The organism is Pseudomonas sp. 7SR1, assembly GCF_900156465.1.
Classification (GTDB): Bacteria; Pseudomonadota; Gammaproteobacteria; order Pseudomonadales; family Pseudomonadaceae; genus Aquipseudomonas.
Window position 1 is genome coordinate 4868306 of record NZ_LT707064.1, and the last position, 17122, is coordinate 4885427.

4 protein-coding genes are annotated in these 17122 nt (G+C 64.4%); all 4 read right to left on the bottom strand.

Going from position 1 to position 17122, the window contains the following annotated elements; genetic code table 11:
- Positions 1 to 12423 (bottom strand): filamentous hemagglutinin family protein, encoded by a 12423-nt coding sequence (locus BW992_RS21525; RefSeq protein WP_076407075.1) that lies wholly within the window; start codon positions 12421 to 12423, stop codon positions 1 to 3.
- Positions 12424 to 12635: 212 nt separating this feature from the next.
- Positions 12636 to 13808, bottom strand: coding sequence for a substrate-binding domain-containing protein (locus BW992_RS21530; protein WP_076407076.1), 1173 nt, complete (start codon positions 13806 to 13808; stop codon positions 12636 to 12638).
- 540 nt (positions 13809 to 14348) lie between these two features.
- Positions 14349 to 15560, bottom strand: coding sequence for a type II secretion system inner membrane protein GspF (gene gspF / locus BW992_RS21535; RefSeq protein WP_072431067.1), 1212 nt, complete (start codon positions 15558 to 15560; stop codon positions 14349 to 14351).
- Entirely contained in the window at positions 15560 to 16978 is a 1419-nt protein-coding gene (gene gspE / locus BW992_RS21540) for a type II secretion system ATPase GspE (RefSeq protein ID WP_076407077.1), read from the bottom strand. The genes gspF and gspE overlap by 1 nt, the downstream gene beginning before the upstream one ends.
- Positions 16979 to 17122 lie beyond the last annotated feature (144 nt).

The following is a 17122-nucleotide window of genomic DNA, read 5'->3' on the forward strand; positions in this document are numbered from 1 at the left end:
CTACAAACTCAACCGCCCCCGCTCTTCCTCGGTCAGACGCTGCCTTGACTGCTCGTCCAGGGGGCCGGCGCCCAGTACCTGCACCGGGCTGGCCGGGTCGTAGGCCCTTGGGGTTTCGCGGCTGGCGCCGTCCCGGGACGGCGCCAGTTGTTCGTTACCGAAGCTCACCACCTGCACGGTGAACACCGATGCCTGGTTCTGCCGCGCCGCATTCTGTTGCTGGCGGGCCACATCTTCAGCCGCCTGGGTGGCCGAGGACGCCGCCGAGCTGGCCGAGGTGATCGCCCCGGTGTTCACCGAGGCCGCCAGCGGCACCCCGGTGGACTTGCCCTGGGTCTGGATGTTGGCCGCGTTCACTACGGTCAGCGCCGCGATGTTGACGTTGCCCGATACCCGGATTCCGGCCTCGCCCGCATCGATGGTGCCCAGCGGCGCGATCAGGTCGATATCCCCCGGCGCCACCTCGGGAATCGGGTTGAGGGTGGCGATACCGGCACCCGTGCTCGGCACTGACGGCGACAAGGACACATTGCCCCAGGTGTCGTACAAGCGCTTGGGCGGCGTATAGACCACGGTGGTTTTCGAACCCCGGCCGGCGTTGATGTCGCCCTGGGCCGACCAACCGAGGATCGAGCCGCCGAAGGTCGTCATGATCCGGCTCTGGCCCAGCAGGATGCTGTTGCGGGCGTACAACTGGATATCCCCCTCACCCTGGGTGATGACCCCGGCGGTGGACGGCGGTGCGTTGCCCTCGATGCCGAATGTCTGCCCGCCACCCGGTGTGAGCATCTGGATACTGCCACCGAAGTCGGTGTGCACGCCTGCCCCGCCGAACAGGGTGATGTCGCCCTTGTAGGTGATCGGATTGCCCGCCACGTCCTTGGTCGGGAACAGCCATTCGATCGCTTCCCGTCCCCGCAGGTAGCTGCCTTGGCGCACACCGCCGGCTTCGTTGTACTCACGGCCTGCGGCCTTGAGCTCGGCGAAGTACACATTGCGGGCAAACACCCGCTGCTGCTCGGCTGGCAGCGCCGCAAAATAGGCGCGGGCCTGCTCGCTGTCGCCGCTGAAGCCGAAGCGCTGCTCCAGCCAATCCACCAATTCAGCTTCATAGGTCTTGGCGACCTTGCCGTCCTGGTTCGCCAGGGGCACGCCGGCCAGGGCCTGGTTTGCCGGGTCCAGGTACGCCTTGAAGAAGCGCTGGTAGTCCGCCCCGTCGAGACCCGTGCCGGCTTGCAGCACCAGGCTCGCCCCAGGGCGCGAATCACCCGGTACCACGGCGCCGAGGCTGGTGATGCTGACCTTGTCTTCCATCAGGATATTGCGCCCGGCGGTGATCTCCAGCAGGCCGGGGCCGGCGACGTTGAAGTTGCTGTAGAGGATGTCGCGCCCGGCCGAGACGATGGAGATGTCGGTGGGGTTGTTGTGGATCAACAGATTGCCGGTACTGGTGTAGTTCCCCAGGAAGAAGTCGCTGTTCAGCGAGCCGCCCAGCGGTATACCACTGCTTACAATGTCTCGTCCGGCCCTCATCCAGACAGCCCCCATGCCTTCATAGGCAATCTGCCCGAATCGGCTATCGTTCTCGGAGGTGTACCTCATCGTTCGTCCGCTCGCGACGGCCAGCAAATCGCCGGTGAGTGCATAGAAGCGAGCAGGATCCGTGTTGCCGGCCCACTCGCTGGAAGCGCTGCTGGTATCGAACGCAAGCAACGGCAGGATATTCGCGCTGGGACGCGCACGATTGGCATCGGCGGAGAGATTGCTGAGCGCCACACTACCATTGACGAGCCCGGCAAAAGCCGGTCGCAACGGTGTGGCCAGGGCCTCGGAGGCAGCACCGGAACGACTGACCGACATGTCGCCACCGTAGATGGAATCGCCGGCCATGAACTGCAGCTCACTGTTGATGCCGGGAGCGAGCAGCAGCGCTGGGCGGTCGTTGCCGTTGTAGCCATTATCATAGAGCGCTGAGGACTTCCCGTAATAAAGGCTGCCGCTGGCTGCCACAGCCCTCAGGATGGACGGATATACCACCGCCAGGTCGGTTGCGATGCTGGATGTCAAAGGTGTCAGGTTGCCTCCCGACGACCACAAATCGACCGCAGTATTGGCCGTCCACAACGTGAACCAGCTCAGGCCTGATCCGTCAGTCGCAGCGTTTTTGAAGGGCGACCCACTCATCATCGGCGCCCGGCCCGGATCGGCGACGTCCATCACGACAAGGTCGCCCGAAGTTGCCAGATCAAAGGTAGCGTCCCCCGGCATGAGGGTCAGTCCACCGGTGGCAAAGCCTCGTGTGGATTTGAAGGAGTCGTAGGCTCGGGTTTCTCCAGGTGACTGTGCCGAGACGGCGTCGCCGTATTGAAGGTCGATTCGACCGATGGCGCCGCTGTCGACCTGCACGTGGCCCCGCAGGTTGATCACCGCACCGTTCAGATGCCCGTTGGCGATCAGGCTCTCGGGGTTCAAAGCCCCCCCCACGCGCAGATTGAGATCGCCACCGCCTGTCAGTTGCAGCCTGCCATCGGCGCCTACACGCCCGGTACTGCCCACGGCAAGGACCAGCCCTTGACTGCGGCTGTTGCTGCGCGGTTCGAGAAGACTCCCCGTCAGTCGATCGAGTATCCCGGCATCGCCTGCCACTTGAACATTCAGGTCGCCGCCGCCAAGCGTACCGAAACCGGTAAAACCGACCATCAGATCGGCCATGCTGGGGTCCTGCGCAGCGGTGTAGCTGCCAAAATTGATCCACCAGGCGGACGGTTGTGCCCCGGCACCCGTGGCAACTGAGCCGTTGCCTTGGCGCCACAGCCAGTTACCAACGTTGACCGTGTCGTAACCGGTATCGAATGAGTTGGGCCGCCCATAACTGCTGCTGGAAACATCCATGGCGTTGCCGGTCATGTCACCACCGACCTTCAGGGTCAGGTTACCGCCAGAGTCAGGGTACCAGGCGCGATAGACACTGTTGACGCCGCCGTCCACGAATTGCTCGTTTTCGCCTGTCTCGTCATTGAGCACCGTACCTCCTGCCCCCAACGCCTTGGGCTGGTTGTACGGATCGCCGGCGTAGGTTGCGCTGGCCGAGCTGCCGGCGGTGTAGACCCCGTAAAGAGAATCCATCCTCAAGTCACCTGCCGACAGCAACTCAAGGTCTGCCGTGCCGGTGCGAATGACGCTCCAGCGCTGACTGCCCGGCTTATACCCCGGAGGACCTCCCACTTCACAGCGAGACGGATCGTCGATGCACAGGTTCGGATCGCCGAACCCTGCGAAGTCCACGGGTTGCCCCACCATGCTGGTGTCACCAAAAAACTCCAGCGATCCTGCTTCGGTCCACACCATATTCGGCACGCCAAACACGCCGTAATGACTGTCGGCCAGATGCAGATCGCCTCTGGCCGACACGGGCTTCACGACCCGACTGTCAGCCGCCTGTGTATCGGCCCCCGCCACGAGGCGCAACGACCAGGATTGCGAACCCTCGGCCAGCATCGGGGCGATGGCCCAGTTGCTCCCCGCCACTTCCGGACGCAACTGCACCGACTCCACACCGGCCGGCAGCTTGATGTCGGTACCTGAAGGGATTTTCGAGCCCACGCTCAGTGCCAGGGCGCCATTGAGACGCTGCACATTGGTCAAACTGTTGCTCGCGTCCGCAATGCCTGGCAATGCAACGCCTTTAGGCCAGATCAGGCTGCCTATGGTTGCGCTGGTGCCCAGCAGGCTGCCAGCCCCCAGGACTGTTCCTGCCTCGAGGGTCTGAGCCGAAGCCAACAAGGTGCCGGCTGCGAACAACAGGTTACCCGAGGCGTCATGCACCGCCGCGGCCAGCACCGTACCGGCCGGCAGCTCCAGTGGTTGATCAAGCGTCGCGGCGACCGGCAGGCGTGTTCCCGCCGCCAGGGTGGCACCCTTGAGTGGCACGTCGAAGTTGAGCACCGAGCCTGCCGGAAACGCCGTGTCGTCCGCCAAGGTCACACCGGTACCGGGCACGACGATATCGCCCGCGGCGAAATCGATGCCCGGCAACAGCACCCAGCCCTTGTCATCGTTGGTGGCGGGCGGCCGGGCGAAACCGTCGGTGATGCTGCCATAGATGTTCAGGTCCCCCCCGGCGCGCAGGGTCAGTGCACCCGACTCACCGGAGCCGTACACGGCGGTTTTACGAGCGCGCGGATTCACACTGGCGTAGCGATAACCGGACAGGTCCAGGTCACCCCGCACCACCAGGTCACCGTCGGCCGTCGCGCTGACGATCTCCACACCGGGCCGCAGGTGGAACGCATCGGCATATCGAGCGTTGTTCAGACCGGCGAGCTTGCGTTGCATCAAATCGCCGTTGGCCAGGGCCGCGTTGATGAAAGCGATACTGTCCTGGTGCTTGCCATCCAGGTACGCCTGGTCGATGACCTGATAAGGCCGACCGCTGGCCGCCGGATCGCTGCCGTAGGCTGCGTCGTTGTACTGCCAGGTACCGTTGACGGCAATCGAACGAGCGCCCTGGATATCCAGGCCATCGCGGGCGTCAATGGCGATGTCGCCCTGGGTCGGAGCCGAGCCGGCACGTCGCGCATTGAGTTCCAGCGTGCCACGGGCACGGCCGTCGTGCTGCCCGGCGGGCGCCGCAGTGCCATGCCGCAGATCGATACGTGCACCCTCGGCCAGGGTCAGCACACCGCCGCGGGAAGTCAGGTCGACGATGGCACGGTTCGGTGAATCGATGATCTTGCCGTAGCTGTCCACCCGCAGACGGGCGCCGTGGGCATCGAGCAACGCGTTGCTGCCCAGGGTCAGGGAACGCCCGGCCGCGAGCCGGATGCTGCCGACCCGCTCGCCACTGGCGTCGACCTTGCCGTTGACCAGCAGGCTGCCATTATCCAGCGACACGCTGATGGCCGAGGCCCTGAGTTCGTTGCCGATCACCAGGTCGCCTTGCTTGAGCTGGAAACCACGGGAACCGAATACCTGTCCTTCGTTCAACCGTTGGTTCAACGCAGCGAACTGCTCACTCAGGCTACCGCCCCCGCCCAGGCGCTGGGCCTGGATTTCCACACCGCCGGCCAGGTACGGCATGGCGATGCCTGCAGCGTCATATTCGCCTGTGCTGCCACCCAGAATCCGCCCCTGCAAATCAACGATCCCGGCGGCCTCGTCCAGGGCCACCGCGCTGAGCCGGCCAGCCTGGTTGTTGCGAGCCGAGAAATCGATGCTGGCCCCATCAGCCTGGCGGATATTGCCGTTCTGGCTTTGCAGGATCACCTCGCCACCAGCGCTGTAGCGTGTCACGTCGTTGAAAGTGACTGCGCGACCAGCCACGTCGATCAGCGACTTATCGGCCAGGGTCAGGTCATCCGTCGCGCTGAGGGTAAGCTTGCCGCCAGGCAGCACCACGGCACTGGCCAAATTGAGGCTCGCGCCTTTGATGGACAACTCGCCCCCAAGCCCGGAGACAGTGCCCGGCCTGGCGGTCGTGCCGGTCACGTTGACCGCCCCGCCCGCCGTGATGCGGTTGACCGAACCGGCTTCACCGGTGAGCAACGGGGTGAGGATATTCAAATTGCCGCCGCTATAGGCGTAGCCTGTTTTGGCGTCATAACTTCCCTGGCTTCGATACACCGCCAGGCTGCCCTTGTGGTTGGCGGTCAGACGCTCGCTGGCGCTGAGGTTGACGTTGGCGAATCCCAGCGCCAGGCGATCCAGGGTAGTGACCGAGCTGGGCTGGGCAAAGTCGCCGTAGCCCAATTCGATGCGCTGGGCCTGGATGTCCAGGCGACCGGCACCGGTACCGGCCCCACCGGCGATCACCGAACCCGGCGCGCCGACAGCACCGTTCCAGATCAGGTTCGCGGTGCGGATGGTCGCCACGTCGTCGACACTGCCGGCGCCATAGATGGCCGGGGTGCTGAGCATCAGGTTGCTCAGGCGTGACTTGCCGGTTGTCAGGTCATAGGTATCCAGGCTGACGGTGCCGTAGAAATTCAGCGCCTGACTGGCCGACAGTTCGAGGGTTTCCAGGGACGGAGCGCCATACTGGGTGTCGCCACGCAACAGGCGATCGAGCACCGTCTGGCTCAGGGTCAGGCCGGCAGGCAATACGTTGCGTCCCGCCGCATCGCTCAATGCCTGGGCGGTGCCGACATTGATGTTACTCAGGGCCAGGGTCAGGTGACGGGTGCCGTAACGCACCTGGTCGTCCAGTTCCAGGCTGCTGCCGGAGGCTGCAACGATGCTGCCTTCGGAGTGAATCCGGGTCACGCCGCTGCACGGTGTCAGGCTGCACCCGCCGATGTTGACCGAGCCCATGGAGCCTGACTGCGGAGCCAACACGTTGAGCAAGCCGTTGGAGGCCGCCAGCATGTTGTAATTCTGGTTCCTCACATTGAGGTTATAGATAAAGCCATCACGGGCATCGTATGCCGCCTTGCCCTGCCCGATAGTGTTGATGGCGGCGCCTTGCTCCACCAACAGGTCGCCGCCGTCGGCCAACAGGAAAACCTCGGGCGCTGCCAGCGTCGCACCTTCACGCAAGGTCACGCTGCGCGATACCCGCTGTGGCGTGATGTAATTGCCACCTTGGCCATATAGTACTGAAAACTGGCCGCCAATCACCTGCCGTGACGCATCCAGCGCATTGAGACTCTCGGCTTCGAGGGTCACACCCTCGAAGCCGGTCGTGGCCCCCCGCCCTTCGGCGACCACCTCCAGTGCGGTACCGTTGCTGGCAACCACCGCGACGGTGCCGCCGAATCCCCCGGCCTGAGGCGCGAACCTGCCGACGCCCTTGAAGGTGAAGGCCTGGTCTCCAGCGCCCGTCGCCAGGTTCAACTTCAAGGTCTTGGCATCGACCGGCAACAGGGCCCTGGGGACGCCCAAGCGCGTGGCGTCGGCCACGGCAAACTGGGCGTAGCTGGTTTCGTTGTATTGCGAGTAGCGACGCAGCACATCGCCCGACGTCAGGATGAGCTGGCTGGACAGACTGTCACGCTGCCCGGTATTGGCCACCGATAACACACCAGCGGTAGTCCAGGAGCCGTTGCGCATCTGCTGCGCGCCCATTGTGACGCCTTGCCCCGCCAAGCCATTGACCTCGACCCGGAACGCCCCCGGCAGCAAGGCATAGGTGGACGGCATCAGGGTATACGTACCCGCCGGCAACCCAGGAACGCCGGCGCCGATGGTGATCTGCTGCCCTACCCTCGGATCCACGGCGCCGCCCTCCGGAGCGACCGGCGCGTACTGGCTCTGGTTGCCTGGCACGATGGCGTAGACCGGGTTGCTGGACAGGCCAGGCAAGGTGAATCCGCCGTTGGCACCCATTTGCACCAGCGGATTGAAACGCGCATCGGTCGAGCCACCGCGGCCGGAAATGAAACCGGCGCCAAGCAAATCACCTCCACCCGAAAGATCCAGTTCCGAGCCCGCCTCGGCCGCCACCGACCTGCCACCGAGAATCACGCCGATTTCGAGATCACCGTTGGCGGAAGGAACCCCTCCTTGCCCCAGCAACACGACTTTCTTGCCGGCGTACTGGTAATTTTGACCATCGACGGTGCCACCATACGGCAGCACCAATCCCTTGCCACTGACCGACGTCAGGCTGCCTGGCAACAACTCCACCCGATCGGATACCCCTTCCGAGCTGTTCGTGCCGATTTCCAGCAACCCCAGAGGTGCCCGGACGACACCACCTTGTTCGATCTTCGCACTGCCCAATTGCAAGCGGCCAAATACCGAATAAGGCACTTGGGGTGCGATCCGGGTCGTACGGCCGATGACCAGGCTGCGCGCCGGATCATAGAGTTTGGTGCCACTTCCGGACTCAGCGCCCCAGCCATATCCCGCCAACACCCGTGCGCCAACCCCGGTCGCCGGATACAGTTGCGCGGCCCGCAGGATCATGTCCGAGGGGGTCAATAACTGAGTGGTGAAGCCCTGAGGCAAATCGTCGCCGGAGAACCCGGCCAGCAACCGCATATCGCCCCGACTGTTCAACTGCACCCGGTCAAAACCGCCGCGCTCCATCTCGACGGAGCTGCCATCGGCCTGCAGCACAGTGCCTTTGCTGCTGAACATCACGTTGCCCTGCACATCCAGCAGGTCGGCATTGACTGCAAAGACCGATTTGTTCGCCAACAGCGATACACCGCCCTCGATCACCGGTCGGCTGTAGTTGTCCTTGTTCGGTTGACGTCCCGCCAGACCCGATAGCAGCACGTGCGAGGCGTTGAGCCGGACTTGGCTATGGGTTGGTGCAGTTGCACCCAACCCGAAGCTGCGGGCATACAGACTCAGGCTCTGCCCCAGAGACAGCGAAACGTCACCGTCGACACTCAACAGCCCATTGCTCAGCAGGGCCAGGCTGTCGAAACCGCCCGACCGGACCTGGTCCACACCCAACCGCCCATGACCATAGACCAATGAATCCGCCACGGTCTGGGCACTGCCACCCGGCAAACTTGCCTGAGCGGACTGCCCCAGCACCAACTCACGCACCTTCAGCACTCGATCATTGACGGCATTCTTCACGTAGTAGGGCGTTTCCAGCGCCACCGACAGTTTGCCACCCGCCGCCCCCGCCCCACCCGAACGGGCGCTGAAGGCGCCATCCAGGTACAACCCGTTGGCCGATGCCAGGGAAATACTGCCGCCATTGCTCGCCACCGTCGTGCGGCCCTGGCCGGGAATATCCAGCACGGCCTGGCTGCCATCCGCCTGCAGGCGCGCGCCCTCGCGCACCACCACGAACAATTCGGACGCCGAGGCCGATCCTTTCGCGACATCGATCTGGCCACCGATGACAATCTGCCCGCCATCGCGTACCAGGCCGTAGGTCTGGCCACGCATATCGCGGGCGGTCACGGCCCGACTGGAGACGTCGATGAGCGCCTGCTCGCCAAGCCAGATGGAACGGCCATGCCCCTGGGCATTGACCGGGTCGCTGACCGTTTCATTGACGCCCAACCCGGTAAGGCTGACCCGCCCACCCCAGGCATTGAGCGTGCCATTGGCGGTCAATTGCCCGATGCTTCGCACATCGATGCCCTGGCCGGGATCGACGCTGATCACGCTGCCTGTGCCAAGGTTCAATACGGTATCGGCCATGTCGGCGGCACTGGCATTCGCGGTACCGGCATTGAGGCTCAGGCTCGCGCCGCGACGCTGGGTCAGCACCCCCTTGATCGCGTCTTCCTGGTACAACTCAGGCGTCCAGCGCTGCAAGGCACCGGCCGGGTCTGCACCGCTGCCGGTGCTCAACGCCTGCTCGTCAAAACGGTACACTGGCATCGTCACATCGACCCGGGTCCCGTCTGCCACGGTCAGGCCCTGGTTGCCGGTGATGTCATAGGCTGAAAAGCCCTTATCGAAGAAATCGCCGTCCAGTTGCAAAGTGCCGGGTTCAAGGGACGAACCGCTGTTGCCGATCAGCACCTTGTTGGCCGCCAGTTTCAAGGTCCCGCCACCGCTCACCCCGGTGCCACGCAACTCACCGTCCAGGTTCAGATCGCCGTTGCCGGACGACGCCCCCGTAGCCGCCATCAGGGTCAAGTCACCGCCCTTGCCGCCCCGGGTCTTGCCATCGGCCATGATCGCAGCGCCGGAACTGACGTCGATCAGGCTGCCCCGGCGCACATCGATATCACCACTGCTACGCACGGACACGCTGCCGCCGTTAATGAACGGCAGGCCTTGGCGGTCGTGGCCGTCGAGCAGCAGATTGCTCCAGCGTCCGGCGGTGTCCAGCTTGACGCCTTCGCCCAATGTGACCGTCGCCCGCTGTCCTGTAACGGGTGAAAGCGTGACGTTTCCCATCTGGAAGTTGTCGGTCCTGACCTGCTTGAGGATGTTACCCAATACAATGCGACCACTGCGGGCCGTCAGGTCGGCGTTCACTTCCACCTGCGGCGCATAAAGCGTGATATCCCCGCCGTCGGCTACCTTGAGTGCGCCGTCGATCTTGATGCCTTCAGCCGCCGCTACCTTGACTGCGCCGAGCTGGAAGCCATTGAGCAGTGCGTTATCCAGCATCAACTTGCCTTGCCGGTCGCTGCCGACCGCCGAGGTCAGGTCCAAGCCTGCGGCAATCTTGTCGGTCACCTTGCCGACGGTGACCTGATCGAAGGTGGGGTTCAAGCCACTGTTGATCACGCCACTGGCCTTGTCATAGATCGGCATGTAGCTGCCCACCCACAACTGGGCCCGACGGGCCACGGCGTTTTGCGATTGCTGGTAGCCGTCGAGGTTGAGGTTCGGCGCCTGGGTCTGGCGCTCGCCCTGGTAGACCTCGCCGACGATCTGGCCTTCCAGCACCGCGTTGCGGGTCGACACCACCAGCTTGCCGGCGTCGCGGCCGACGGTGTAACCGGCCTCGAAGCGCTCGCGGGGGGCGATCAGCGGGTTGTAGTAGTAATCGGTCTGGCCCCAGCGTTGACTGTGGTCTTCGTAGCCCTTGTAGATGCCGGTGTAGAGGATGTCACCCGGCGCCCTGGACAACTCATACAAACGCCCGTCAGCGCCCTTGAGCCAGGACTGGCGCAGGTAGCCGCTCTGTACGTCCAGGGTACCGCCGGACAGGTTCAACTGGGCCGCCTGCTGGGTCACGACATCGTTGCCGGTAAACGTCAGGGTACCGCCCTGGGCCGCCCATTCGCCGACACTGTGCCCTCGGGTGCCCAGGTAGCCGCCGACTTCCAACAGACCACCCGCTGTGTACCAGCGGTCAGTGGCGTAACCGTTGGTGCCCGCCGGCACGTAGACCAGGTCACGCACGTCGACCCAGACATCGTTGTTGGTCAACTTGCCGCCGTCGCGGTTCACCGGTGCGTCGCGCTGCTCGTTGCCCTGTACATTGACCTTGATGGAATTGGACTCCATCGCCACCTTGACGCCGATGGCACCGGACACGTCGATCACCGCACCATCGCGCACCAGGCTGCGCCCGGCGGCGCTGACGGCCACCTGGCCGCCGGTGGCCAGGGTGATGGAGCCGTTCTGGAAGTCGACACTGGCGCCACTGACGATCTCGACCCGGGACTGGTCGCTGCGGTCCACTACGCTGCTGAGGTTGTTGAATTGACCGGTGATCAGGTTGTTCGGCGTGCCATCGAGGCCTGCCGGTCCGGCATTGCGCTGGCTGTCCAGGGCGCTGCCGCCCGCAGCATCGAGCAGCACCGCCGTGGCGCTGCCCTGCCCCAGCGTCACGCTGCCGGTGCTGTCGTTGAAGGCGTTGAGCAAGTGCACGGTGCCGCGGGTGTCCATCGAACTCGTCGCGATGGCCACGCCGTTCTGCTCAACCCGGTGTCCGGTGAGGGTGATATCGCCAGTACTGGCCTGGATCAGTCCGCTGTTGATCACCGTGCCGGCGCTGCTGCCGGGCTTGAGGGACGTCGCCACCTCGTTGCCACGGGTAGTGGAACGCAGGTTGCCGCTGGTGCCCTGGCCCCGGCGGATATAAAAACTGTCGCCCGCCGCCAGGGTGGTCTGGCCCTTGGCGGTGATGATGGAACCGGCGTTTTCCACCTCGGAGCCCAGCAACAAGGCATAACCACCACCGGCCGTGGAGGTAGCGGCGCGGTGGGTTTCGATCAGCGCGCCCTGCTGCACTTCGACCTTGCCCGCCGCGTCGGTGAAGGTCGGTTGGCTGCCGGTGGCATCGACGTACAACCCACGCTTGCTGAATTGCTCATCGCTGATATTGGCCGCCACGGCCGCCAGGTTGCGCACGTTGACCTGGCTGCTGCCGCTGAAAATGATGCCGTTGCGGTTGACCAGCATCACCGTGCCGTCGCCCTTGATCTGGCCCTGGATCTGGCTGGGTCGCGCTTGAGGGTCGTTGACCCGGTTGAGCACGGCCCAGTCCGCATGCTGCTGGAAATCCACCGTGGTGTTGCGCCCGACGTTGAAGGTTTCCCAGTTGAGAATCGCCTTGTCGGCGGTCTGCTCGATCGTCACCGTGGTCTTGCCGCCGGCCTGGGTCTGCTTGGGCCCCTTGGCGTTGAGCCAGCCCTGGGTCAGGCTGTTATCGACCTTGAGGCCGCCCTCGCCCAATCCATCCGGCACAGTCTGCACCTGCCCGAACGCCGCTTGCCGCCCCGCCGCTTGCGCCGCCTGCTGGGCCGCGATGGCGGCCACGGTGTTGTTGAGGTTGGTCAACGAACGCTGCAACTGCGCATTGGCCCGTTGCTGTTGCGCCAAAGGCGGCGGCATGCCTGGCTGCGCCGTAGCGGGCCGCCCCGCGCCACCGGCCTGGGAGGCGCCCTTGGCGGCAAACCAGGCCGAACTGAACGCCGTCGCCGCCTGGGCATTGCCGGCCACCATCAGCAGCGCAATGGCCTGGGCCAGCGGCTTGAGTCGCAACATCGACAATTCGCCATCGCGACGTGGAGCCTTCAGGTTCGTCTGGGGTTTGCAGCGCAGCATCCTACTCATCCTTTCGGGTTCGCTCTAAGGGGTCGCAAGGCATTGCCATCAAGCTGCCAGCGTTGGTTATAGGGGTTAGGCGGTTACAGCCGCTCGGGACCGAACGGTTGTCATGAAAATTTCATGTGGCTGTGTTGGTCGGGGCCTGACGCAAAAGATCAGCAACGGCTTGCGCCGTTGCTGATCGTGTTGCATGGAGCTAGCGCGATTCGTTACAGCGGACGACCGATGCCGTTGCAGACGTTCGCATTGCCGATGCTCAGGGCATTGGTTGCGGTTACGAAGCTGCTGCGAATGGCGGTTTTCCAAGTCGCTGGAAGCGGTACAAAGCGATTGGCGGTGATGGCGGCGTCGTTGCTGCTGGCTGCCGTGGCGTTGTAGTGACGGGTGAAGAAATCACGCACCTGGGTGGTCTGGGTTGCATCGGCGTAGCACTGACTGAAGATCAGGTTGGTGAAGCCCAGGATCGGATAGCCGGAGGATGGGTAAGCCACTACGCTTGGGTCGTTCGGGTTGGTGGTTGCGGCGAACACGGGCACCCAGGCGTTCGGATTGGCGCGGTTGGCAGCGGCAGGAACTGAAACAGCAGCGATGGCAGTCGAAACGTTGGCTGGGGCTGGGGACACACCGGCAACGCGAGCGACCTTGGTGGCGTCATCCAGACCGGCCAGGGAGGTAGCGGCGTAATCCGGGCTCATGTAAGTGATGCGACCTTGGGCAGCGTTCAACGCAGTCATCACAGCCTGGCTGCCGGTGGCAGACACGGCGCCGGTTGGCAGACCGCCGCTGTAGCTGGAAGCGAAGTTGGTGGTGACGGCGAAGGTGCCGGTTTCAGCGCACTTGGCGTTCAGGAAGCGGGTGAACAGCTCGGTGGTGCCGCTGCTCTCGGCACGGTAGACCACGGTGATCGCACCGGTACGACCCGAGCCGGTGATCTGGCTCCAGTCGGTCAGGCGGCCGGAGAACACGCCGCACAGCTGGTTGACGCTCAGGTTGACGTTGGCGGTGCCGGTCTTGTTGAACGGAATGGCGACCGAGGTAGCCACCGAAGGCACCTGGATCAATGGACCCCAGGCGGCGCCGTGGGCAGTGACGTAGTTGCTCAGCTCAGTGGTGCTGAGCTTGGAGTCGCTGCCAGCCCAGTGCACGTTCTTGCTGGTGTTGCCCGCTACGAACTTGGTGTAGTCGTTGTTCAGGAAAGCAGCCTTGCCAGCACCGCTGCCCACGCCGATGTAGGGAGCGAAACCAGCGGTCAGTACGCCGGAAGTCTGGTACAGGGGCTGAGGCAAGGTCGCACCACCGCCGTTGACATCAGCCATGGCGGCCTGGGCGGCGCAGAGGCCGGCGAGGGTCAGGGATACCGCGAGAACGTTGCGCTTAAACATGAAGAATCTCCTTTCATCGTGTTCGTACGTAGGTTGATTGACGCGTGCTTGCCGTCATGGCGCTCGGTCCTGTGCCAGTGGCGATGGGGTGAGGCCATGGGTTAGAAATTCGCAGTTTCCGGTGACAGATAAAGGAAAAAACCTCGGGAGCCGAGGGCTGTTTTTCGAGTTTTTTCCTCGGGTGTTCGGGGGCTCTGCGCCGTGGGTTCTGGCGGTTTTTCCAGGGGGGACGGCAAGGGTTGGCCGTGGAGTGGCGGCGAATGGTTGCCGAACGGCGGAAGATGACAGAACGAGGAACCCGAGTTTGGCGAAAGCGAGGCTCGGGAGGTGTCGACGGCGTCTGTGTCTATTTTGCTCGGTGTGCTTTTCTGGCGAGGGGATTTATCTCCCCGTTGGGGTGCGAAGCGCCCTTCACAACTGCGCCCGGGTGTGTCAGGCGGATTGGCGCGGTGACATGGGGCTGCTGCGCAGCCCTGCGGTGAAAGATCCCCGGAGCAGCGGTGCTTGCCACAAGGTCTGTGTCAACCAGACGAGGACGGTTTATTGAACCAGTTGGTTGATCTCGATAATCGGCAGCAGCACCGCCATGACGATCACCAGCACCACCCCGCCCATGACCACGATCATCAGGGGCTCCAGCAACGCGGTCATGCCCATGGCCCGACGTTCGATGTCCCGGGACAGGGTCTGCGCGGCGCGTTCGAGCATCGGGGGCAGGCAACCGGTCTTTTCGCCGCTGGCGATCAGGTGGATCAGCAACGGCGGAAAGACCTTTTCCACCCGCAGGGCGGCCGCCAGGTTGACCCCTTCGCGGACCTTCGCCGTGGCATCGCTGACACTCAGGCTCAGGCGGTCGTTGGACAGTGTCTGTCGCGCCGCTTCCAGCGCCCGCAGCAGCGGCACCCCGGCGGCGCCGAGAATCGCCAGGGTGGAGGCGAAACGTGCCGTATTGAGCCCCAGCACGAAACGCCCGATCAACGGCAGGCGCAACACACGCGCGTGCCAGTTCAATCGTGCCCGAGGGTTGCGCAGGTATATCCGCCAGCTCCAGAACCCGCCCGCCAGCACACCGAAACACAGCCACCCCCAGGCGCGGATGAAGTCGCTTGCGGTGAGCATGGCCAGGGTCAGGCCGGGCAGGTCCTGGCGCGCCTGGGAAAACGCGCTGACCACCTGGGGCACCACATAGCTGAGGAGGAAGATCACGATGCCGATGGACACCAGCCCCACCACCCCCGGGTAGATGAACGCCGTCAGGATCTTGCCCCGCAGGTTGTTGCGCTCCTCGATGTAGTCGGCCAGCCGCTCCATGACCTGGGCCAGGTCACCGGACTCCTCGCCGGCGGCGATCAGTGCCCGATAGATGTCCGGAAAGTCCTTGGGACGCGCCGCCAGGGCTTCGGCCAGGCGCATGCCGCTGCGTACATCGGCCCGGACTCCACTCAGGGTCTGGGCGATGTGCTTGCGCTCGGCCTGTTCCACCGTGGCACTCAACGCAGCTTCCAAAGGCAGGCTCGCCCCCAGCAGGCTCGCCAGTTGCCGGGTGGCCCAGGCCAGGTCGTTGTCCGAGAGCCGGGCCGCGAATAACCCGCCACCGTGGGCTTGAGGTGTGTTGCGTTCCAACTGCACCTGCAATGCGGTCAATCCACGACTGCGCAGCAGGCTGAAAACAGCACCCTGGCTGTCCGCTTCCAGGTGTCCGGTCTCGATCTTGCCCTGGGCGTCGGCCGCCTCGAAACGATAGCGATTCATCAGGCGTCCCGTGTCACGCGCAGGATTTCTTCAGGAGCGGTCACGCCGCCACGAACCCAACGCTCGCCATCCTCGCGCATGCTGAACATGCCGGCCTGGCGAGCGGCGGCGCGCAAGGCCTGCTCCCCTGCCCCCTGGTGGATCAGCGTGCGGATGTCATCGTCGATGCAGAACAGTTCATGGATCCCGGTGCGCCCGCTGTAGCCGGTCTGGCTGCAGGCGGCGCATCCTACCGGGCGCCAGGTGCCGGGTGCCGCCGGGTCGGGTTGTTTGCACTGCGGGCATAGCCTGCGCACCAGTCGCTGGGCCAGCACCCCGAGCATCGACGAGGCCAGCAGGAACGGTTCGACTCCCATGTCGATCAGACGGTTGATGGCCGACACGGCGTCGTTGGTGTGCAGCGTGGCCAGCACCAGGTGACCGGTCAGGGAGGCCTGCACCGCGATCTGCGCGGTCTCCAGGTCGCGGATCTCGCCGATCATGATGATGTCCGGGTCCTGGCGCAGGATCGCCCGCAGGGCCAGGGCGAAGGTCATGTCGATCTTGGCGTTGACCTGGATCTGGCTGATGCCCGGCAGGTCGTATTCCACCGGGTCTTCCACCGTCAAGATGTTATGAACGCTGGCGTCCAACCGGGCCAGGGCGGCATACAGGCTGGTGGTCTTGCCGCTGCCGGTGGGGCCGGTGACCAGGACGATTCCGTGGGGCTGACGGATCAGGTGATCGAGCTTGCCCAGTACATCCGAGTCCATGCCCAGGGTCTCCAGTTGCAGGCGCCCGGCCTGCTTGTCCAGCAGCCGCATCACCACCCGTTCACCATGGCCCGTGGGCACGGTGGAAACCCGGATATCGATAGGCCTGCCGGCCACCCGCAAGGCAATGCGGCCGTCCTGGGGCAGGCGTTTTTCGGCGATATCGAGCTGGGCCATGATCTTGATTCGCGACACCAGCGCACCGTGCAGGGCCTTGCGCGGCGAAACCACGTCCCGCAGGGTACCGTCGACCCGGTAGCGCACCACCGAATGGCTCTCGTAGGGCTCGATGTGAATATCGCTGGCCTCATCCCGGGCCGCCTGGGTCAGCAAGGCGTTGATCATGCGGATCACCGGCGCGCCGTCCTGGGTATCGAGCAGGTCGGTGATCTCGGGAATGTCCTGCATCAAGCGGTCGAGGTCCACCTCGTTTTCCGCCGCGCCCACCACGGCGGCAGCGCTGCCGGTGTCGGCGTAGGCGCTGTTGAGCAGGCCTTCGATGTCGTCTTCGCGCACCCGCTCCAGCCGCACCTCGCCGAACTGACGACGGACTTCGCTGATGGACCAGCCCGGCGTGGAAGGACACACCATCAGCACGGCCCCCTCTTCGCCCTGGCGCAGCACCAGGCGTTGGGCCTTGGCCCAGGCGTATGGGAGAGTGTTCATGCCGACACCTCGACCCCAAGAAACACACATGCCGCCTGTGGGAGCGAGCTGGCTCGCGGTAGCGGCGGTACGGTTGCAATGAGGTTGAGTGAACTGCCGTCATCGCGAGCAGGCTCGCTCCCACAGACTCTTGGGCTGGCTTCA

What these genes read in the sequence shown, in the direction of transcription:
- BW992_RS21525 (WP_076407075.1), bottom strand. Translation starts at nt 12,423, where the DNA reads ATGCTGCGCTGCAAACCCCAGACGAACCTGAAGGCTCCACGTCGCGAT.
- BW992_RS21530 (WP_076407076.1), bottom strand. Translation starts at nt 13,808, where the DNA reads ATGTTTAAGCGCAACGTTCTCGCGGTATCCCTGACCCTCGCCGGCCTC.
- gspF (WP_072431067.1), bottom strand. Translation starts at nt 15,560, where the DNA reads ATGAATCGCTATCGTTTCGAGGCGGCCGACGCCCAGGGCAAGATCGAG.
- gspE (WP_076407077.1), bottom strand. Translation starts at nt 16,978, where the DNA reads ATGAACACTCTCCCATACGCCTGGGCCAAGGCCCAACGCCTGGTGCTG.